Source organism: Lysinibacillus sp. G4S2, from assembly GCF_030348505.1.
In the GTDB taxonomy this organism is placed as follows: domain Bacteria; phylum Bacillota; class Bacilli; order Bacillales_A; family Planococcaceae; genus Lysinibacillus.
This window is the reverse complement of the sequence record NZ_JAUCFJ010000002.1, coordinates 1,934,916-1,954,744: the sequence shown is the minus strand read 5'-3', so window position 1 is coordinate 1,954,744 and position 19,829 is coordinate 1,934,916. Positions and strand designations below refer to the sequence as shown.

Here is a 19,829-nt window from a genome sequence, read left to right as displayed (position 1 = left end):
TTTTGAGGTGGGTTTCTTGTACCTGACGCTTCGCTTTTGGTACAAATAAATTATTGCTCCTTTAATGCGAGGATAAAGGATTCACTTTTACACAGTGAGTAAATTACTTTTCATCATGTATAATAATAACGATACAGGAATAGATAGAGATAAATGAGGTGTAGCTCCTTGGAATTTAAAAAAATTAAACCGAAAAAAATATATGAGGAAGTATCCGAAATCCTCTATGAAAAAATTAGAGCTGGCGAACTAAAGCCTGGTGACCGACTTGATTCTGTAGAACAACTTGCTGAACAATTAGAAGTAAGTAGATCGGCCATACGAGAAGCTCTTTCTGCTCTAAAAGCAATGGGGCTTATTGAAATCAAACAAGGTTCGGGTACATTTGTTAAAAGTATCAAATCTAATCAGCTTGATTTTCCCTTATCAACGGCCATTTTAACAAATAAGCAAGGTGTCTCTCATTTGTTAGAAGTACGTAAAATTATTGAAGTGGGCGCAGCGGCTAGCGCAGCCATTCACCGCACAGAAGAAGACATAAAATCAATGATGCAAATTTTGGATGAAATGCAACAAGTACAAGGAGATGGCGAACTAGGTGAAAAACTAGATTTTCAATTTCACGCGGCCATTTCTTCTGCCTCTAAAAATCCCCTTCTTGCAACAATATTAGACCAAGTCTCTAACGTAATGATCGAAACGATGAAAGAAACACGCCGAATTTGGTTATACTCTAAAAAAACAACAAGCGAAAAACTGTACGACGAACATCTACAAATTTTCCTCGCGATTAAACAGCAAAACGAAGAGCTAGCAAAGCATGCCATGGCAATGCATTTAAGTAATGTGGAAAAGGTCTTAATGCAATATTTTGAAACGACCAAATCAATAAATTGAAGCTTTAATCAGTGGGGTTTTCTTCATCCCCACTGATTATTAGTCTTCACCAATCGTTCTTCTATGGGCAGCTCATCTCTCAACTACCTCCTTTACTTTCGCTGAATTTAGGCAGTGTTTTGTACCTGACGCTTCGCTTTCGGTACAAATCAATGACTGCCCGTTAATGCGAGATAAAGTAACAGCAACTGCCTAATTTTCACAAGGAGCTTTGCCTTTTATTAATTTGAAAAGTTGTAGTATTATAAAAACAATACTCACTAAGTCATCAGATGACCTGTTGATTAGTTGTTTTGAGGGGAAATAAAGACAAAAGGAGCGATTATCATGAAAGTAACACTATTTGCAACTTGTTTAGTTGATATGTTTCAAGGTGATGTAGGAAAAGCTGTTGTCGAAGTTCTTGAAAGACTCGGCTGTGACCTTGACTTTCCAGAAAATCAAATTTGCTGTGGACAGCCTGCCTACAATAGTGGCTATGTTAAAGAATCTAAAAATGCCATGAAAAAAATGATCACAGCATTTGAACATGCCGAATATGTCGTCTCCCCTTCTGGTTCCTGTGCTTTTATGTTTAAGGAATATCCAGAAGTGTTTAAGGAAGATCCTGTTTGGGGGCCGAAAGCGCAAGCATTAGCAGATAAAACATACGAGTTTACAGAATTTATTGTTAATGTATTAAAGGTCGAGGATGTAGGTGCACGTTTAGAGGGTAAAGCTACTTATCATACTTCCTGTCATATGACACGCCTGCTTGGTGTTACGGAAGCACCGTTTAAACTATTAAATCATGTTAAAGGATTACAGTATGTAGAACTCCCAGGGAAAGAACGATGCTGTGGATTTGGTGGAACATTTTCGGTAAAAATGGGCGATATCTCAGGAGCAATGGTCAATGAAAAAGTACATGATGTTGAAGAAACAGGGGCAGACATTCTAATCGGTGCTGACGCTGGCTGCTTAATCAATATTGGTGGTCGAATTAATCGACAAGGAAAGCCTATTAGAGTCATGCATATTGCGGAAGTATTAAACAGCTGATCAATTATGCCTCGACATAATTGCGTTCAGAATCGGCTTTGTGCTTGGATACTCGCTGAAAGAAGCTAAGGGGGATAAAAGAAATGTCAATGAAAACAAGTGATGAAGACTTTAAACATCGATTAACGAAAGAATTAGAAAATACCTTTATGCGTGGAGCAGTGTCAAGCGCACAGGAACGCTTTCAAACACGTAGACTAAAACAAGCTGATGAGCTAGGACATTGGGAAGAATGGAGATTACACGGTGAGGAAATCCGACAGCATGTGCTTGCCAATTTAGATTATTACTTATATCAGCTGAGTGAAAATGTCTCTAAAAGAGGTGGACATGTTTACTTTGCGCAAACTGCGAAAGAAGCAACAGACTATATTCAAAGTATCGCAAAAAAGAAAAATGCTACTAAAATTGTGAAATCGAAATCCATGGTCACGGAGGAGATTAATTTAAACGCCGCTTTAGAACAACTAGGGTGTGAAGTCATTGAAACAGATCTTGGTGAATACATTTTGCAAGTAGACGATCACGAACCACCTTCTCACATCGTTGTTCCAGCTTTGCATAAAAATAAGGAGCAGATTCGAGACGTTTTTAAAGAAAAGCAAGGCTATGAGAAAACAGAAAAGCCTGAGGAACTAGCCCTTTATGTACGTGAAAAATTAAGGAATGAATATTTAACAGCAGATATTGGCATTACAGGCTGTAACTTTGCTATTGCAGAAAGCGGCTCGATTACACTCGTTACAAATGAAGGGAACGCAGATTTAGTAACAGCTTTGCCTAAAACACAAATTACCGTAATGGGAATGGAAAGAATCGTTCCCTCTTTCGAAGAGATGGAAGTGCTAGTAAGTTTATTAACAAGAAGCGCTGTCGGGCAAAAGCTAACAAGCTATATTACAACATTAACAGGGATCAAAGATGAAGGTGACACTGATGGACCTGAGGAATTCCATTTAGTAATCGTTGATAATGGACGCTCGGACATTTTAGGCAGTGAATTTCAGCCCATTTTACAATGTATTCGCTGCGCAGCCTGTATCAACGTCTGTCCTGTTTATCGTCATGTTGGTGGACATACGTACGGCTCTATTTATTCAGGTCCAGTAGGTATCGTTCTTTCACCATTATTAGGGGGCTATGATGATTTTAAGGAGCTTCCGTATGCTTCCACATTATGTGGAGCTTGTACTGATGCTTGTCCTGTCAAAATTCCGTTACATCAGCTTATTCTTAGACATCGCCAAGTAATTGTTGAAAACGAAGGAAAAGCTCCTATATCGGAAAAGTTATTAATGAAGGCCTTTGGTTTAGGTGCTTCCTCCCCTACCTTATATAAAATGGCGACTAAAATGGCATCACCAGCAATGTCTCCATTTACTAAAGACCATAAAATTTCAAATGGCCCAGGTCCACTAAAAGCATGGACGGAAGCAAGAGATTTTCCTGCTCCAAATAAAGATAGTTTCCGTGACTGGTTTAAACACCGTGAAAAAGGAGGCGAGGAATAATGACAGGTATCATTGAAAAAAGAGATGCATTTTTATCAAAAATTGCGCAACAGCTTGGGCATACCCCCAAAACAGAACTTACACGACCAACGTGGCAATATCAACCACAGGATCGAGTCCTAAAAGGTGCAACTAAAGATGAATTAGTAAAGGTTTTAATTGATCAATGCAAAAACATTGAGACAGAAATCGTCATAACAAATACAACTAATCTTTCAGATGAATTACAAAAAGTAGTTGAAAATTACGGGGGCCATTCTGTTATAACGTGGAAGGACGAGCGTTTTCAAAGCTATGGACTATCATCCTTAATGACTAAGCAGTGGCCACAAATGAATATTCAACTGTATGAATGGGACTCTGAACAACCAGAGGAAAATATCCGCCAGGCTGAAAAAGCAAACATTGGTATCACGATTAGTGAAATAACATTAGCAGAATCAGGAACTGCTGTACTGTTTAGTAGCAAGGATAAAGGTAGATCCGTCAGCTTTTTACCAGAAAACTCTATTATTTTGATTCCGAAAAGTACAATTGTTCCACGAATGACCCAAGCCGCTCGCTTAATTAGTGAAAAAATAAGAAATGGAGAACAAATTGCCTCCTGCATCAACTTTATTACAGGTCCAAGTAACTCGGCAGATATCGAAATGATTCCAGTCATTGGTGTACATGGGCCAATTAAAGCAACTTATATTGTGATTGAGGATCAGTAAAATAAAAAATAAAACAGGCATGCCGTTCATTTTTGCATACCTGTTTTATTTTTGTGACTATCTTGATAGGTTAAAACCCTCAACTTCGATGATATGAAATGATTTTATCCTGCCGTTCGCTCTGTCAGAGTTCCGTTCGTATAAAACTCTGGATGTGCTTCCTTTAAGACAGATGTTCGCAGCATCACTAGCGATATCGTTATGATAATAGCACTAGTAACAAGTAAAATAACCGTTGCTGGGAATGTATCGTACAAGATACCGTAAACCATCATACCAATCGGCATCATAGACATTGCCATTGTTTCCATCAGTCCAAAGACACGTCCACGATATTCTTCTGATATTAGCCTCTGCATATAAACTCCAATTGGCATGTTAATTCCCATTTCAAAAATAGCAAAAATAAAATAAATCACAATGTAAAAACTAACAATTCCTAAATAAGAAAAATCTGTAACTAACGGAACGACAGCGAGCCCCAAGCTACTAGCCAACAGCAATAAGCTGATTTTAGAGAAACGTAGTGGCGCCTTAACCTCTGATCGTGTAGCAAAATAGAGGGAGGCAACAAGCATCCCAACTGCTCCTGATGCCTCAATAAAACCAAAATGAGTTGATTTTACTTTTAGTAATTCAATAATAATATACGTTCCTCCTACAACGATGGCGGAGAAAAACAAATTAATCCATAAAGAAACCCACATAACAGTTTTAACGACTTTTTGTTGCTTAATATAACGAAAACCATTAGTAAGCCCTGCCCATATTTTTTCCTTTTCCACATCTTGCCCTCTTGTACTATAAAGGTTAAAATTCATTGTCGATTCTAAAGTAAAAGCACTCGCATAGGCTACCATATTGATCATTAAAAAGACGTCCAATGAGAAAAATCCGTACATCATTCCCCCAATTACTGGCCCACCAATCGCAGCCACTGACGTAGACAACTGATTGAATGACATTGCTTTTTGTAAACGCTCTGGATTGACTAATGTAGCAATGGAAGATGAAAACGTTACACCTGAAAATGCAGAGCATATCGTATTGAATATTGTTGTCACATAAATAGCATAAACTGACATTCCAACTGTTTCTGTATAAAGAAGTAAGCCCCCTACTGTCAAAATTGTACCAGCCTGTGCACTAAGAATCGTGCGCTTTTTCGAATAATTATCTGCCACATAACCTGCCACTGGTGCTAGTAGTGCTCGTGGTAAAACAGAACATATCATATTGGTTGCAAAGCTCATTGCTGATCCCGTCATTGCTAAAATATACAAACTGAACCCAAAGGCCAGCACATTTGCCCCAAGCATCGAAATCATTTTACTAGCTGTAAATGTCCATAAATGATACGTTGCCTTTTTATATTTTTCTGCTTCAGTCATCCAAAACACCTCCATTTTTTTAACTAAATTAAAAAGTTTAATTTTATTAAACAAAATATAACACACTTCCCACTTTTCACGCAAGTAAAAGTTTAATATAATTAAACATGAATATACTTATTAATAAAAAAAGGAGGCGAGGCAGTGGACTCTTTAGGCACACGAATTCGCAAATTAAGGAAAGAACGAAAATTAACATTAGAGGCACTTGCCGGTGATCGTCTAACAAAAGGTATGTTAAGTCAAATTGAAAATGATAAGGCCAAGCCCTCGATGGAAAGTCTTGAATATATCGCGGAGCGTTTAGGGGTAAAAGCAAGTGAATTACTTGAAGAAGTAGCACCCTCTACAATTCGTCAACTTTTAGAGCAGGTGGAAATTTTATATGCAGAAATACAACTTGGTGATACAGAGAAGCTGCAGCAAGTCATAGAGATGATTAAGCCGTATGAAGAAGAGCTCCCACTTAGCTATGAAGCAGGTCGTTTATTGTATATATATGCAGCAGCACAATATCAAATGAGATTAACGACATGGGAGTCCCCTCTCCAACAAGCACGCTTCATGTTTAAAGAAATTAATTTACTGAGCCATTGGTTTGAAACTTATATATTACAGTTGGCCATATTCACGGAAGGTCGAAACTATAAAATGGCTTATTCCTGTATTTTACAGGCTAAAAAAGAGGCTGAGCAAGAAAATTATCAATTAGATTCACGAGATACTGGGAAAATGGCTTATTATATTAGCATTATTCAATTAGCAATCGGAGAACATGAAGCAGGTAAACAACTCGTTAAAGATACCATTGTCAATGCACATAAAAATCAATTTTACTATTATATCGATGATTTGTACCGTATTGCAGCGTTTTGTGCCATGGTTGACAATGATTTCGAGCAAGCAGAGCAAATGATAAAGAAGCTTGAGCAGTATCGAGTTTTTGCCGAACAAGTAGATGTAGATGCATTTATTTTCACTTTAAAAGCACATTATTATAACAATTACACTCATGATTATGAAAGGGCACTAAAGGAAATAGAGCGTTTTCGTCCACTCATGGAAATGGGCTCCATTAAATTTGATAAGAACTTATATTACTGTGAAAAAGGAAAATCCTTATATTTGCTAGGTCGATATGAAGAAGCTAAGACAGCATTTGAACAATTTACAAACATTCCTTCATTCATCCTGCATCCATTTGACATATTAGGCTTCAATGAATGCTTTTCTTACAAAGCTCTTTGCTATGCACATTTCGGTGAATTGACAACAGCCTATGAAATTGCCAAGATGGCCTATATGGATTCACACGATTTAATCGACCTTCCTTATAAACAAAAAATTGAGGAAACTTATTATTCAATTAAAGCACAAATAAATTCGGTTCAATAATTATTAATGGGATTGCACACTTAAGATATATGTGCAATCCCTTTTCTTCTAGCTCAAATTATCTTTTCTAATTTCTTTCTGAATTTTACGCAGTGCTTTTTTTGATCCACGCTCTATATCATGCTGAAGCTTTCGTTCTTTATAGTCCACAAACAATGTCTCTAAATCATATCCTTCGGGGTATAATTCTGTTGCCGGTAGCTCCAAAGTCAGTCGCTTGATATTTACATCCATAAATTCGCTCTCATAAAACACGACAACATTATAGAAATTATCCATTTCTTTAAAGACGATTCCAACGTCATCATGATCTAAAAGCTTCACACGATCTCCCTTCTGAAAATCATATTTAACTTTGATATCCTCTTTTTCAACCTTAGGCTTCCTGATTTGATTATCCTTAACACGTTCCAGCTGATATTCCTTATTGGCCAAATAATCTTGCGCTCTTTGCAAAACTGTTTCGCGTATATTCATCTTTTTGGAAATCCATAGCGCATTACTTTCTCCAGACGTTCCGATAACTAATTTATATAACGGTTCCAATGTTTCACTATTAAAACGCATAGCCGCATTCATAAAATCACTATGCATTTCAGAGAAACGCTTAATTTCTCCATAATGAGTAGTCGCCACTGTTATACAGCCCATATGATAGAACTCCTCCAAAATGGAAATGGCTAATGCAGCACCTTCATTTGGTTCAGTACCACTACCTATTTCATCAAATAGTAAAAGCGTATTATTATTGGATGCTCTCATAATGTCTGAAAGATTTTTTATGTGAGATGAAAACGTACTCAGTGCATTTTCAATACTTTGATTATCACCAATGTCGACAAAAATATTATTAAATATGGCTATTTCAGTTCCTTTATCTGCAACAATATGAAAGCCCGACATGGTAGCTAATGTTAACAAGCCAATGGTTTTTAATACAACTGTTTTTCCACCAGCATTGGGCCCTGTAATAATTAAACTGCGATAGTCTTTGCCAATTTCAAAATGAAGTGGCACTACTCCACTAGTTAACAGTGGATGCTTACAATTGACGAGCTTAATATAGCCACAATCATTTAAGCTCGGCTCTACGCCTCCAATATACTTGCTAAACTTAGCTTTAGCAAACACCATATCATATTGGCTAATTAACTCCATGTTGATGTTGATTTCACGAATATTTTCCATCAGGAGCCCTGATAATGTCGCCAAAATCTGATATTCCTCCACCGCTTCCTCTGCCTTCAAAATGGCCAATTCCACATTTAATTTAGCGACTGCACTTGGTTCCATAAAGACCGTTGCACCTTTAGATGAAACCTCTACTACAGTCCCTTGCACATGATTTTTATAGGTAGCCTTAATGGGTATCGTGTAGCGATCATCCTTTTTACTTATAAAGAATTCCTGGATGTATGTTTTATTTGCACTACTATTTAAAAATTTAGTTAAGCGTTCTTTAATTTTTTCCTCTGTTGTTTCGATATGATTTCGGATACGCTTTAATTCTCTGCTAGCAGCCGAATCAACACGATTTGCTTTAATTGCAAAATTAATCTCCTCTTCCACACTTTTAAATTCAGCCATCGAATTTGCATAAGATGCAAGTACTGGCGCAAAAAATTCCTTTTCCAGCATAAATTTTTTAATTTTTCTACAGCCGCGTAAAAAGTCTGAGATGCTAACTAACTCACTTGGGTCTAATATGATTCCCTTTTCAAGCTTTTTAATGGTGCTGTCAATATTCGATACCCCTAAAAATGGTACATGGCCTTCCGCATCTAAAATTGCTCGTGCCTCAGTCGTTTCATTTAAACGGTTTTTAACAACCGTCAAACTTGAACTAGGCGTTAATTTATCTAATAACTGTTTACCTAAACCGCTGACACAGTAAGATTTTACGATATCCTTCAATTCATTGTATTGTAATTTCTCTAGAGTAGTTTGATTCATTGTTGATTTCTCCTCACTATGATTTTTTCATAATCATTCATGAAGATACCTACTCATTTAGATAGCAATGATTTTATATTGGTTCTACTTCAAATGTTGAGGTTTTGGCAACTGACCCTCCCTTTCCGCCAACTGATTGCAAAGCCTGTTTTTCGGCAGGAGTACTGGGGAATTCTCTTCCACCTTAAATTGGAGGACATCTCAAACAAATAGTGTAGAACCTTTATAGTCAATTAAAAAACAAAAAAGCTGTGGGAATACCACAGCTTTTTACAGTACAAGGCATGTGTAAAGAAGCATCATGAAAAAGACCTCATCAAAATGAAGTACATTCAGATCATTACACGCTTTATAAAGTATTGTAGGTATCTTCATAGGTTCGAAATAAATCCACGACAAAATTAAGGGTAACTTTATGACATAAATCCCCTGTCGTCATTAAATTTATTTCATTTAGTTGTTCCTATTTAGAACCTACCGCACTCACAAAAAGCACCTCTCATTTATATAATGTATAATCATTGTTATCTAATTGATTGCCATCATATTACTATATGCTGGCAGAAAAGTAAAGTTGCTTATTTTTGTCTTACAATAACATGTGTGTTGATTAACCATTTTTATACATTCGAAGAGGCTGATTTTCGCTACGGGCTACAATCAGTAAAAAATGGAAATATATTAGCTCTTCACCAAAACGTGTGGTTGATTTCCGTTCCGACTGGGCGCTTTGTTGCTGCCGCTTCGCTTTCGCACAGATAAAACATTTGTAGCTGACGCTTTGCTTTCGCTACAGATAACATTTGTTGCTGTCGCTTTGCTTTCGCACAGATAAAACATTTGCCGCTGAAGCTTCGCTTTCGCGCAGCGCAGAGCAGAGCTTCCTGGGGGCGTCCGATGAGCCGCTTCACTCGCGTTGCTCGCTCCAGGGTCTCATCTGTGACGCTAATCCCCAAGGAGTCGCCCAGCCGGAACGAAGATCAACTTATATACAGGACATATATTTTAAAAAATGTCACCCACAACTTTTGGTTATGAACCAATATATTAGCGAAAATAGCGACAAAAATCTTTAATGAGCTGCAATTTTGAGATTTGTCGAGAACTTTTGATTGTTTATCGACCAACTTTATCGATTTATCAACCAACTATTTTAATTTATCAACCAACTTTTGAAAAATATCGACATCTCCTTCATGCAACACTCTCTGACCGCACTGATAATTTACGTCGCTTATGACATAAGCTATTTTTTTACGCAAAATTTAAAAATTTAACATCAAAAACGCGAGAAATCAACGTTTCTATAATTGATTTCTCGCGCTTTTAAGGTTTTGACCAGTTATGTCCCAGCCTCTTTTAGACAGATTTATGATGGGCCCTTCTCGTTTCAATGATTTTCGAGCCTGAGAACAGTAGTAAGGCTGCCCAAATAATGCTGAATGCCAATAGCTCTACTTGACTGAACGGTTCTTTATAAAGCACGATACCTAAAATTAACACAATTGTCGGTGAGACATATTGAATAAAGCCTAATAAATAGAGCGGAATATTTTGTGCGCCTTTCGCAAATAAAATTAACGGCACTGCTGTTACTAAACCACTGACGATCATGAGAATGTCTGTTTTGACATCGACATGTAAGAATGAGGCTTGATTCGTTGTAAAGAGGTAAACATAATAACCTACTGCAAACGGTAAAATAAATAACGTTTCAATGGCTAGACCCCTTGTAGCATCAAGTGAAATTTTCTTTTTTAGTACACCATAAATGGCAAAAGATAAGGCAATTAGCAATGCTACCCATGGGATTGAACCATAGTTAACCGTCAAAATAATTACAGCAATAAAGGCAATTCCAGTAGCAACCCATTGTACTCGACTAAGCGTTTCCTTAAAGAAAATAACCCCAAAAATAACTGATAGTAAAGGATTAATATAATAGCCTAAACTCGTCTCTATTAAGTGGTTATGGGTAACTGCCCAAATATATAAATACCAGTTCATTGAAATAACAAATGAAGCTCCAGCAAGCTGCCAGAAATGCTTTTGGTGTGACCACAAATATTTTAGATCTGCGAGAAGATCCTTGCGCATTCCAAATACTATTACTGCTATTACCGTAAAGACAAAGGACCAAATGACGCGCGATAATAAAATTTCCATACTCGGCACATGCTCAAGTAATTTCCAATAAAGAGGAAATGCACCCCAAAATGCATAGGCTAAAAATGCCGATAAAATCCCTTTTTTCTCGTTTGACATTGCCTCTAACTCTCCTACTCTTATTTGTATCAATTATGACTTAGCATAAATTTAACAATTAACATCTTAAAGAATAGACTAATTATAGGACTTTGCTTGGAAACTGTAAATGCCGAATTTGAATAATGTCGACATTGTCGTTACTCTTTATTTTCAGATTCTAGCTCTGAAATATATTTACGCACCATACTATAACTGATATCTGGATTAATTTGACGTTTAATACGAATATGAATTTCTTTAATACCTACGCCCTGTTCTCGCATATCCCGTATCATTGATTTGAGTGGACCTGACAGTGATTCCTTGGACAAAGCTGTATGTTTACTTAGTTCAATTAATAGTTCTGTATTTTGTTGACGAAGCTCCTTCAGCTCATTGACAACGCAATTATATTCCGTTAATTTCTTTTGCAAAACTGCATTTTGCTGCTTCACTTTTTGCATATCTTCCACAAGCTGCATATTTTGTTTCTTTAAAATTTTTCGCTCCTGCTCCAAAAAATGATGCTTTTTATCTATATCTGTATGCATAGTATTGTAAAGTTCTTCTATATGCATTAATTCCTGATAGCGACTTTGCGATACTAGCATAAGATTTTCTGTCATATTAATGGCAAGCGTTCCATCCTTCAAGTGTTCACACGATAACGTAGTTGGATTCATTTTCTTCATAGTCTTTTCCTCACTCCATTACTAAATAGTTCGTGTGATGGTACTGCTTTGTTTAACATCTTTTCTCTTCCTTCATTTCTGATAATCATTGTAATTCAACTTATCATAATGAGTAATTGTTATTTTGTCAAAATAAATAAGCTTCTATTCCAATGTTGGGGTTAAACATCATGTGAAGCTTCCAGAAAATTATCACTCTGGCAGGGATTTTGACATTTGTGTCAGGTAATCGCCACCATCTTAATTTGTATAAAAAAAGCTTCTTGCGTAAGAGAGATGCAAGAAGCTTCAAGATTACATTTTTTTCAGTTTTTCGTATTCCAGCTGCAAGCGTTCTATACGTTTACGGCCTTCCTCACGATTTCTCGCTGTTTCTGCTTGAATTTGCTTCGTTTCTTGAATACCGGACATAATTGTTTGCCATGTCGTTTCAATTGTTTCGATTTTAATACTTGGGCTACCAGCAGCACGCGCGATATTAACACTATTTTTACTAATATTTTCTGCATTTCGTACAAGCATTTCATTTGTACGTCGGTCGAGTTCAACCATGGAATCAGAAATAAGCTTTTGACGTTTTAACGTTACTGCATGGATAAGCCCTTGCTTGAATATAGGAATTGTCGTAACAAACGCAGAGTTAATTTTAGCAATCAAATGGTTATTACCTTGCTGCATTAAACGAATTTGTGGTGCAGACTGGAATGAAACTTGCTGTGCCATTTCTAAATCATAACGACGTTGTTCTAGTAAATCCACTGCACGTAGCATCGTTTCATATTCCATTGCTGCTAATTGATCACCAGTTTGTGCTTTTTGTTCAAGTGCTGGTAATGATGAACGAACCTCATCTGTTTTCACTTCAATTGCCGCAATAAATTTACTTAAACTTTGGAAGTAGTTTAAGTTTTGATCATATAAGTTTTCAAGATCAATGGTATTACGTTTCATTTCACCTTCGTATTTTTGAACCTCACGGAAAATGACATCAACTTCCTTATTCATGCTGTCATACTTGGATAGAAACTTTTCTAATTGTTCCTTCCCTTTACTAAATAACTTAGTAAGGAAGCCACCTTTTTTATCCTCTGCAAAATCTTGAGGATCAAATTTATCCATAATTTTATTTAAATTGTTTAATAATACACTTGATTCCTCAAGCTTACTTGATTTCATCGTTGCCAGCATTTTATCTGAAAAAGTAGAAATACCATTTGCTGTTTCTTTTCCAAGCTCTAACATGGCAATTTGGTCTTTAACATCAATTTTTTGTGCTAGTGCATGAACCTGGGGATCTTGTTTCAACGCAAGTTGATTTTGAGCAATTTGTGATAGCTCTTGCTCAGAAACAAGTACAGGTTTTTGTTTTTGTTCCTGCTCCATCTGTAATAATGGATTCGGTTGTAACAATGGATTTTCTGATGCGAATGGATCTTTTGATTTAAATAGGTCGTTGTCGAATTCAGACATAAAGTTTTACCCCCTGCGATTTATCTCTCTTATTACATACGATTTAAAGCTGAAAAAGTTTCGTTTTATTCAAGCATTGCAAAATAAGAGTCTTTTAATATTGGTAGTTGTTACTGTAAGCTTCAATCTTTGCTTGAGATAACATGGCTTCAACCCTTTTCATAAATTATAGCTTGTTTCATTTAAAAATTCGACTGAATCCGCCAAATACTTTACATTGTTTTCTAGTATTAGCATATTTGCACTTAAAAAAGCAGCCACCTCATGTAGCTGCTTTTATCATCATGTTGTAACTTTTAATACCGTTTTAATTTTTTGGATTACGCCACCTGTACTATATGTTAGCACACTGCGTTTGTAGAATGATAAACTAAATACGTATGCCACAATAATTGTTGCTATTAAAATACCTAAAGATATAAGTGGTACCATTACTCCAACATCTGTTGCACCAATACGCATCGGCATAACCATACCAGAAGTTAACGGTATATAAGAGAATATTTTAATGAAAATCGTGTCTGGATTGCCCATACCTGAAAGCATTACATAGAATCCCATCATTGTAATAATAATTGCAGGCATTAAAACTTGGCCAGCTTCCTCTACTTTAGAAACTAACGAGCCAAATAATGCTCCAATAATTAAGTAAAGAATAATTGTTAATAGTAGGAATACTACAGCATATATGACATAGCCAACCGAAAGTTCTTTTACAATACCGGCTGCCATATCCCAAACAGCTCCATCTTTCACAAATTTCGCGTAGATAAGAAATACCACTGCAATAATACCCATCTGTGTTAAAGCAAGTAGTAATACTCCCGCAATTTTTGCTTTAAAATGGGTAGCTGGCTTAACACTTACTAAGAGCATTTCCATCGCTCGAGAACCTTTTTCTGAAGCAATTTCAGTTGTAATCATTGATAGGAAAGTAGAAATAAAGAAGTAGATTAAAATTCCGACTGCATATGATACTACTAACCCTGATTGTTTTTCTTCCTCACTTTTACCGCCTACTGTTTTTTCATTTAAATTTTTATTCGAAATAACTGTTTGTGCATCCATAATTTGAGCAGCCTGCTCTGGCGATAACGCTAGCTGCTGAACTGCATAATTTTTACCTGCATATTGCAATAATGAAGAAATCGTTGATTGATCATTTAATTTTAAAGGAGTAAAAGTTGCAATTTCAGCATGTAATTGACCCTTTTCATCACTTATTGTAATAATTGCTGCGAGTTTCTCATCTTTAACTTTTTTCTCTAAGTCTTTTATATTCGTTTCATCCTGAACATATTTTATGTCCTCGTTTGACACAAAGATCTCACTAAAATCCGCTGATGTTTCATTCACAATCGCAATTTTCTGCGCCTCTTCATTACCTGTAAAAAGCTCTTTAATATCCGACCAAAAAACGGCGACGGACATAATGCCCACGTACAGTAAAGTCATAAACACAAAGGATCTAGACTTTATTTTTGATTTATATAATTGTTTCATCAATAAATTAAACTTCGACAACGTTGCCACCTACCTTATCTTTAAAAATTTCATCTAGTGTTAAATAATCTAAGCTGAATTTTTCAATGTATTTCCCATTTGAAAGCTGGTCAAAAATGCTCTGTGCAAAACTTTCATTTTCTAATGTAAGCACTGTTTGCTCTTTTTCTACTCGAACATCTTTAACGCCTTCAAGTGTCAACAATTGTGTTGTCGACCAGTCTGTACGAACCGCCAGTTTAATTTTGCCATATTGTTTCTTTAAATCTAGTAAACTACCTGAAAAAAGGGAAACACCGCGTTTTAATAAACAAAGATGGTCACAAAGCTCTTCAACATTATCCATTTGGTGACTAGAGAATAAAATGGTAGTTCCTTGTTCCTTTAACAATAGAATAGCATCCTTTAGTAAATCCTTATTTACCGGATCAAGACCACTAAACGGCTCATCTAAAATTAAGAATTGTGGCTTATGAATAAAGCTTGCTATTAATTGTACTTTTTGTTGATTTCCTTTTGACAATGTCTCGGCTTTATCTTTTCGCCTTTCTTCAAGCTCGAAACGGTTAATCCAAAAATCAATTTCTTTTTTCAGTTCAGCTTTTTTCATGCCACGTAGCTCGCCAAAAAAGTAAAGCTGATCTTCTACCTTCATCGTTGGAAAAATCCCTCGTTCCTCTGGTAAATAACCAAGAACATCACGGTTTATAATATTAACTGCCTTGCCATCCCATGTAATTGTGCCGGCTGTTGTTTCCTGTAAATCTAAGATCATACGGAACGTTGTCGTTTTACCAGCACCGTTTTGTCCAATCAATCCAAAAATTTCTCCTTTCTCAATGGTGAAATTTAGATCATTGACTGCTGTAAAATCTTTATACTTCTTCGTGACATGTTGTAATTGTAATGTCATCTTATGTCCTCCCTATCCTTCAAATATATGTAATTCCTGTTGCAATCCTTTTTTTCGCTTTTCAATTTTCAATATAAGTATGCACATAGTCATTGCTACTAAAAAGTTAATAAATCCCATAGCTGAATTTAAGAGGTTTACTGTTAATCCGAGTGAAAAGTTAGTAATGCTCATAAAAAGATTGAATAATGCTAGAGGAATAAAGAGACGGTTTAGTGTTTGTAGATAATGAATTTTCGAAGAATTATCCGAAAATAATTCAAATGGTCCTTCTGATGCCTTTTTACGATAATAGGCCCAACCCGCAAACTTGGAAACACACTCAATATCCATTGCCTCTAAAAATTCGAAATAATCTTTCGTTTTCCCTTTCACTAATTCACTGCGATAAATGTATTGACCAGGTTCCCCTTTTTCAAATACAAAGTAACCTAAAATTGTTTTCTTAAGATTCCATCCATGAGCTGCCATATCATTGACCCATGACTCTTCTTTTTCATAATCTAGAAAAATTCGATAGACTCTTTTTTTCATGTAATCTCCTCACTTACTCTAAAAGAAATGAACTTAAAATTTTTAAAAATATATCCAGTAAATTCATCGACATGGTTGGTTAAATGGATGAAAAAGTAATATACCTCACATAAAGATGGTGAATTTTAAAAATATTTAAAATTCTCTAATTTCCTAGGAAATAAATTTAATGGTAGCTCCTTCTTTTCTTAAAGTATCCTTACAACCATAAATATATTTACCAAAGCTGCCATTGTTAAAATATCAGGTGTGTTAATAAACCACTTTTAGCCAACCTAATTAATTAGAAGACTCAGATTTCCACTGCAGGCGAGCGTCGAGCCGCTACGTCAGCATTACGCTTTCGCATAAAAAACATTCGCTCCGTGCAGGGTCTCTTCTGTCTCGCTTTTCCGTGGGAGGCTTTGCTCTGAGTCGAAAGAAAAGCGACAGGTGCACTCGAGTAAACCTATGCTACAATCAGTTAAAATTGGTATATATTAGATAAATAACGACAAAAAAATCCTGTAATCACTCAATAATAAACCTATTTTTCCTTATCAACACGCCTGTTAAAATATATGAAAACTTATCCTCCTTTTTAATCTGTAAAAACATCTAAGTCTCTTTTTAAATGCTTTCGTAATCGAATGAGTTTGAACAATGGTATAGAAAATACTAAAACTACAAAGATGTTCATTACATTAAGAGATAACCCAAACCAGTCTACTTCGTACTCTGAAAAATCCCCATTGAGCCCAATGATCCCGATCATTAAGTTAAGCAAGATCACCCATAATAGTACTGTAACTTTTTTGGAAAGGTTACTGATTTTTGTTTTTTTATCAGTGTATAGTTCAAATGGTCCTTCATATGCCGGCTTTCTAAAAAATACAAAATTGCCAGAACGGTCTACCTGTTCTATTCCCGAGGATTTCAGAAATTCTAAGTATTCTTCTTCGTATGAGGCACCAAATCTCTCCAATTCATCATGGCGGTAAATATAGCTACCTGGTTCACCACGTTCGAATGTAAAACGAAACCAAGTGAATTTTTGTAAATACCAGCCTTGGCTAGCCATATCATTGACCCATTGCTCAATCTCGTACGGGTTGACGACTAATCGATATTTATGCATTTGTTCCATCCTCCTGTGTTATACGGATGCCATTGTCAAAAAGTTCCCTTAATCTCAAAATTTCGTATTCCACAACTTTTTTTCCACTCTCTGTAATAATGTATTCCTTTTTTCGTCCATCTTCATCTAGTGCCTCAATCCACCCTCGCTCGAGTAATGTTTTGATTGCACCATAAATCGTTCCAGCTCCAAGTCGAACTCGGCCATTGCTCATTTCCTCTACCAATTGCATAATGCCATAACCGTGCCTTGCATCAAATAAAGCTAATAAAATATAATAAACGCCCTCTGTTAACGGCGGATGCTCCTGCGACATACAATTCCCCTCCTTTATATCGTCAAACAATATATCGACCGACGATACATTAAAAATATATCAGCTGACGATATAGTTGTCAATGTTGATCCTTTCATAATAAGTTACTAGAGCTTTCCTTACTCTAAGTGTAGCACCTTGTAGTTTTGATCCATCAAAGCGACTTTCTTGTCTTTTTTCTAGCATATTCATATTTTTGTTGTATAAGGAATTGCTCTATGTTAGTATGTAAGTGATTACTTGCATGAAAGGAAGTATTTTTTTGTCAACGAAAGGAACTGCAGAAAAGATCATTGAAGCAGCTTTACATCTTGTCAGCGAGAAGGGATATACCGCAGCAACAACGAAATCAATCGCTGAATTAGCAGGGGTCAATGAAGTAACAATTTTTCGCCATTTTGGTAATAAGCGCGGGATTTTGAAAGCCATTATTGAGCAATTTTCCTATTATCCGCTTTTGCAGCACGAACTCAATAAAAATATTACATGGGATTTAGAAACAGATTTGTTAAATCTCTCCATTAAACATTTTAACTTTTTAATGTCTATTAAGGACTTTGTAATGATTGGTTTTAAAGAAGCGATGCAATTCCCTGAAATTAATGAAGAAATTGCAAATATCCCACTTCATATTAAAAATGAGCTAATTCATTATTTTGAGGAAATGCATGAAAGAGGGAAAATTAGAGAAATTGATATGGAAGCAGCAGCGTTATCATTGATTGCTATTAATTTCGGGCATTTCATGTCACGGGCTCGCTTAGAGACACTCGTGTCTGATATGCCAATTGAAGAATTGTTAAAAACGAGCGTTTCAATTTTTTCTAGGGGATTAGCTCCCTAGAAAAAATTTTTCCCTTAAATGCAAGTAAGTACTTACTTATATCGGAGGTCTATTTATGAAAGGTTTACAAGCTTTATTTAAAATTCGAGAAACATATATCGGCATTGCCATCACAGTTGCATTTCAACTAATCTTCTTTTCTGTTTGGATGACCGCGTATGATGGTGTAAATGACAGAGTAGAAAATTTACAAATCGGACTAATTAGTGAAGATACTGAGCTGGGGCAACAGGTAGCAAACGAAATACAAGCATCACTGCCCTTTACAATAAAAAATTTCACCTCTCTAAATAAAGCTGAACAGGAATTAAACCAACGTACTATCCATATGATTATTCAGATTCCGAACGACTTTACGAGTCAATTACAAGCAGGTAAAGAGGCTGAAATTATTTACTCTATTAATCAAGCAAATGCGAGCATCGCCAAAAACATGATGGAAGGAGTAGCTAAACAAGTAACAGAGGAAATTAATCACAATATTTATCCTTTACAGCAAGGCAAGACTGTTGAGGTATTTTCTCAAAAGTTCTCACAGCTCCCAATGGAACAAAATACAGCACAACAAATTAACGAAACCGTCGCTTCAACAATTATGAGTGTAAAGGATCGTGCAATAGATTCTACTATTATTAAAACCAATAATGTAAAAGAGTTTGCTGCGAATTTTGTGCCATTAATGGTGATTATTTCGTCGTTTGTTGGTGCAATGGTAATGATTATGCAGCATCAGCAAGCTGCACAACTTCTGCAAAATACAATTTCTAAATGGCAATTGTTCCTAGCACGGCAAATTATTAATATTGGTGTAGCCCTTACCCTTCCATTCTTAACAATCGGTTTAATGCATCTTTTTAATATTTCAAGTGAACAAAGCTTTTTCTCAATCTATCTTTTTCAAGCATTAATGTTCTGGGCTTTCCTCTGCTTGGCACAAGCCTTTGTCATAGTTTTTGGTAATCTTGGTATGATTTTTAATATTTGTGCCCTTTCGATACAGCTTGTTACATCAGGCGTTCTTGTTCCACAAGCAATGCTATCTGATTTTTACAATAAACTAGCCTCTCTTCTTCCAGCAACTTACGGGGCTGATGGCTATTACACAATTATTTTTGGAGGAAGCTCAGACAATCTAATAAGCAATAGTAGCTCGTTAGGAATTATTATTGCAGTATCTTTAGCCATCTCTACTATGGTCGTTGCTTTTAAAAGATCAAAAGGGAAAAGTGAAAGCGAGCAAATTATCCCTACTTCTGTTCAATAATATTATGATAAAAAAAGCGATGTAC

The 19,829-nt window shown here is 36.0% G+C and carries 18 protein-coding genes; 7 read left to right on the top strand and 11 right to left on the bottom strand.

The window, feature by feature from the left end; translation table 11 throughout:
• Positions 1-168: 168 nt before the first annotated feature.
• The 4 genes from QUF91_RS09925 to QUF91_RS09910 all read left to right on the top strand — a co-directional run bounded on the left by QUF91_RS09925 (position 169) and on the right by QUF91_RS09910 (position 4,165).
• A complete protein-coding gene (locus QUF91_RS09925; protein WP_285397600.1) occupies positions 169-897 on the top strand; it encodes a FadR/GntR family transcriptional regulator in 729 nt (242 codons plus the stop codon).
• Between the two features lie 327 nt (positions 898-1,224).
• A complete protein-coding gene (locus QUF91_RS09920) occupies positions 1,225-1,938 on the top strand; it encodes a (Fe-S)-binding protein (RefSeq protein WP_285397599.1) in 714 nt (237 codons plus the stop codon).
• An 83-nt stretch (positions 1,939-2,021) separates the two neighbouring features.
• Positions 2,022-3,449 carry a LutB/LldF family L-lactate oxidation iron-sulfur protein gene (locus tag QUF91_RS09915; protein ID WP_289417661.1) on the top strand — a complete coding sequence of 476 codons (1,428 nt, stop codon included), beginning with the start codon at positions 2,022-2,024 and terminating at the stop codon, positions 3,447-3,449.
• Complete coding sequence (locus QUF91_RS09910) at positions 3,449-4,165, top strand: LutC/YkgG family protein (RefSeq protein WP_289417660.1); 717 nt, start codon at positions 3,449-3,451, stop codon at positions 4,163-4,165. The genes QUF91_RS09915 and QUF91_RS09910 overlap by 1 nt, the downstream gene beginning before the upstream one ends.
• A 104-nt stretch (positions 4,166-4,269) precedes the next feature.
• Here QUF91_RS09910 and QUF91_RS09905 read toward each other — a convergent pair whose 3' ends face one another.
• Positions 4,270-5,556, bottom strand: a complete 1,287-nt coding sequence (locus QUF91_RS09905; protein WP_285397596.1) for an MFS transporter — start codon at positions 5,554-5,556, stop codon at positions 4,270-4,272.
• 144 nt (positions 5,557-5,700) lie between these two features.
• Here QUF91_RS09905 and QUF91_RS09900 point away from each other — a divergent pair, with 144 nt between their 5' ends.
• The gene (locus QUF91_RS09900) at positions 5,701-6,951 is read left to right on the top strand and encodes a helix-turn-helix domain-containing protein (RefSeq protein WP_289417659.1); all 1,251 of its coding nucleotides are present in this window, start codon (positions 5,701-5,703) and stop codon (positions 6,949-6,951) included.
• A gap of 48 nt (positions 6,952-6,999) precedes the next feature.
• On the opposite strand, the gene QUF91_RS09895 is transcribed toward QUF91_RS09900, so the two are convergent.
• The 10 genes from QUF91_RS09895 to QUF91_RS09850 form a co-directional block, all read right to left on the bottom strand.
• Entirely contained in the window at positions 7,000-8,904 is a 1,905-nt protein-coding gene (locus tag QUF91_RS09895) for an endonuclease MutS2 (protein WP_289417658.1), read from the bottom strand.
• Between the two features lie 689 nt (positions 8,905-9,593).
• Positions 9,594-9,860 carry a hypothetical protein gene (locus tag QUF91_RS09890; protein WP_289417657.1) on the bottom strand — a complete coding sequence of 89 codons (267 nt, stop codon included), beginning with the start codon at positions 9,858-9,860 and terminating at the stop codon, positions 9,594-9,596.
• A gap of 403 nt (positions 9,861-10,263) precedes the next feature.
• A complete protein-coding gene (gene rarD / locus QUF91_RS09885) occupies positions 10,264-11,169 on the bottom strand; it encodes an EamA family transporter RarD (protein ID WP_285396507.1) in 906 nt (301 codons plus the stop codon).
• Positions 11,170-11,309: 140 nt separating this feature from the next.
• Positions 11,310-11,843: a hypothetical protein gene (locus tag QUF91_RS09880; protein ID WP_285396506.1), complete on the bottom strand. Its 534-nt coding sequence runs from the start codon at positions 11,841-11,843 to the stop codon at positions 11,310-11,312.
• Between the two features lie 294 nt (positions 11,844-12,137).
• Positions 12,138-13,313, bottom strand: coding sequence for a toxic anion resistance protein (locus QUF91_RS09875; RefSeq protein WP_285396505.1), 1,176 nt, complete (start codon positions 13,311-13,313; stop codon positions 12,138-12,140).
• Between the two features lie 282 nt (positions 13,314-13,595).
• The gene (locus QUF91_RS09870) at positions 13,596-14,846 is read right to left on the bottom strand and encodes an ABC transporter permease (RefSeq protein ID WP_289417656.1); all 1,251 of its coding nucleotides are present in this window, start codon (positions 14,844-14,846) and stop codon (positions 13,596-13,598) included.
• Entirely contained in the window at positions 14,824-15,729 is a 906-nt protein-coding gene (locus QUF91_RS09865) for an ABC transporter ATP-binding protein (RefSeq protein ID WP_285396503.1), read from the bottom strand. The genes QUF91_RS09870 and QUF91_RS09865 overlap by 23 nt, the downstream gene beginning before the upstream one ends.
• 12 nt (positions 15,730-15,741) lie before the next feature.
• Positions 15,742-16,263: a DUF2812 domain-containing protein gene (locus QUF91_RS09860; protein ID WP_285396501.1), complete on the bottom strand. Its 522-nt coding sequence runs from the start codon at positions 16,261-16,263 to the stop codon at positions 15,742-15,744.
• Between the two features lie 580 nt (positions 16,264-16,843).
• A complete protein-coding gene (locus tag QUF91_RS09855) occupies positions 16,844-17,380 on the bottom strand; it encodes a DUF2812 domain-containing protein (RefSeq protein WP_289417655.1) in 537 nt (178 codons plus the stop codon).
• Positions 17,373-17,696: a PadR family transcriptional regulator gene (locus tag QUF91_RS09850; RefSeq protein WP_285396499.1), complete on the bottom strand. Its 324-nt coding sequence runs from the start codon at positions 17,694-17,696 to the stop codon at positions 17,373-17,375. Before QUF91_RS09850 ends, QUF91_RS09855 begins: the two co-directional genes overlap by 8 nt.
• 244 nt (positions 17,697-17,940) lie before the next feature.
• Between QUF91_RS09850 and QUF91_RS09845 the strand changes: the two genes are divergently transcribed.
• Together QUF91_RS09845 and QUF91_RS09840 are read left to right on the top strand one after the other, a co-directional pair.
• Positions 17,941-18,540, top strand: coding sequence for a TetR/AcrR family transcriptional regulator (locus QUF91_RS09845; protein ID WP_483308081.1), 600 nt, complete (start codon positions 17,941-17,943; stop codon positions 18,538-18,540).
• Between the two features lie 55 nt (positions 18,541-18,595).
• Positions 18,596-19,804 (top strand): YhgE/Pip domain-containing protein, encoded by a 1,209-nt coding sequence (locus QUF91_RS09840; protein ID WP_289417653.1) that lies wholly within the window; start codon positions 18,596-18,598, stop codon positions 19,802-19,804.
• The last annotated feature ends 25 nt before the right edge of the window (positions 19,805-19,829 follow it).

Excerpts from the sequence above, each read along its gene's own strand:
- QUF91_RS09920 (WP_285397599.1), top strand. The coding sequence starts at position 1,225 with ATGAAAGTAACACTATTTGCAACTTGTTTAGTTGATATGTTTCAAGGT.
- QUF91_RS09915 (WP_289417661.1), top strand. The coding sequence starts at position 2,022 with ATGTCAATGAAAACAAGTGATGAAGACTTTAAACATCGATTAACGAAA.
- QUF91_RS09910 (WP_289417660.1), top strand. The coding sequence starts at position 3,449 with ATGACAGGTATCATTGAAAAAAGAGATGCATTTTTATCAAAAATTGCG.
- QUF91_RS09905 (WP_285397596.1), bottom strand. The coding sequence starts at position 5,556 with ATGACTGAAGCAGAAAAATATAAAAAGGCAACGTATCATTTATGGACA.
- QUF91_RS09895 (WP_289417658.1), bottom strand. The coding sequence starts at position 8,904 with ATGAATCAAACTACTCTAGAGAAATTACAATACAATGAATTGAAGGAT.
- rarD (WP_285396507.1), bottom strand. The coding sequence starts at position 11,169 with ATGTCAAACGAGAAAAAAGGGATTTTATCGGCATTTTTAGCCTATGCA.
- QUF91_RS09880 (WP_285396506.1), bottom strand. The coding sequence starts at position 11,843 with ATGAAGAAAATGAATCCAACTACGTTATCGTGTGAACACTTGAAGGAT.
- QUF91_RS09875 (WP_285396505.1), bottom strand. The coding sequence starts at position 13,313 with ATGTCTGAATTCGACAACGACCTATTTAAATCAAAAGATCCATTCGCA.
- QUF91_RS09865 (WP_285396503.1), bottom strand. The coding sequence starts at position 15,729 with ATGACATTACAATTACAACATGTCACGAAGAAGTATAAAGATTTTACA.
- QUF91_RS09860 (WP_285396501.1), bottom strand. The coding sequence starts at position 16,263 with ATGAAAAAAAGAGTCTATCGAATTTTTCTAGATTATGAAAAAGAAGAG.
- QUF91_RS09855 (WP_289417655.1), bottom strand. The coding sequence starts at position 17,380 with ATGCATAAATATCGATTAGTCGTCAACCCGTACGAGATTGAGCAATGG.
- QUF91_RS09850 (WP_285396499.1), bottom strand. The coding sequence starts at position 17,696 with ATGTCGCAGGAGCATCCGCCGTTAACAGAGGGCGTTTATTATATTTTA.
- QUF91_RS09845 (WP_483308081.1), top strand. The coding sequence starts at position 17,941 with ATGAAAGGAAGTATTTTTTTGTCAACGAAAGGAACTGCAGAAAAGATC.
- QUF91_RS09840 (WP_289417653.1), top strand. The coding sequence starts at position 18,596 with ATGAAAGGTTTACAAGCTTTATTTAAAATTCGAGAAACATATATCGGC.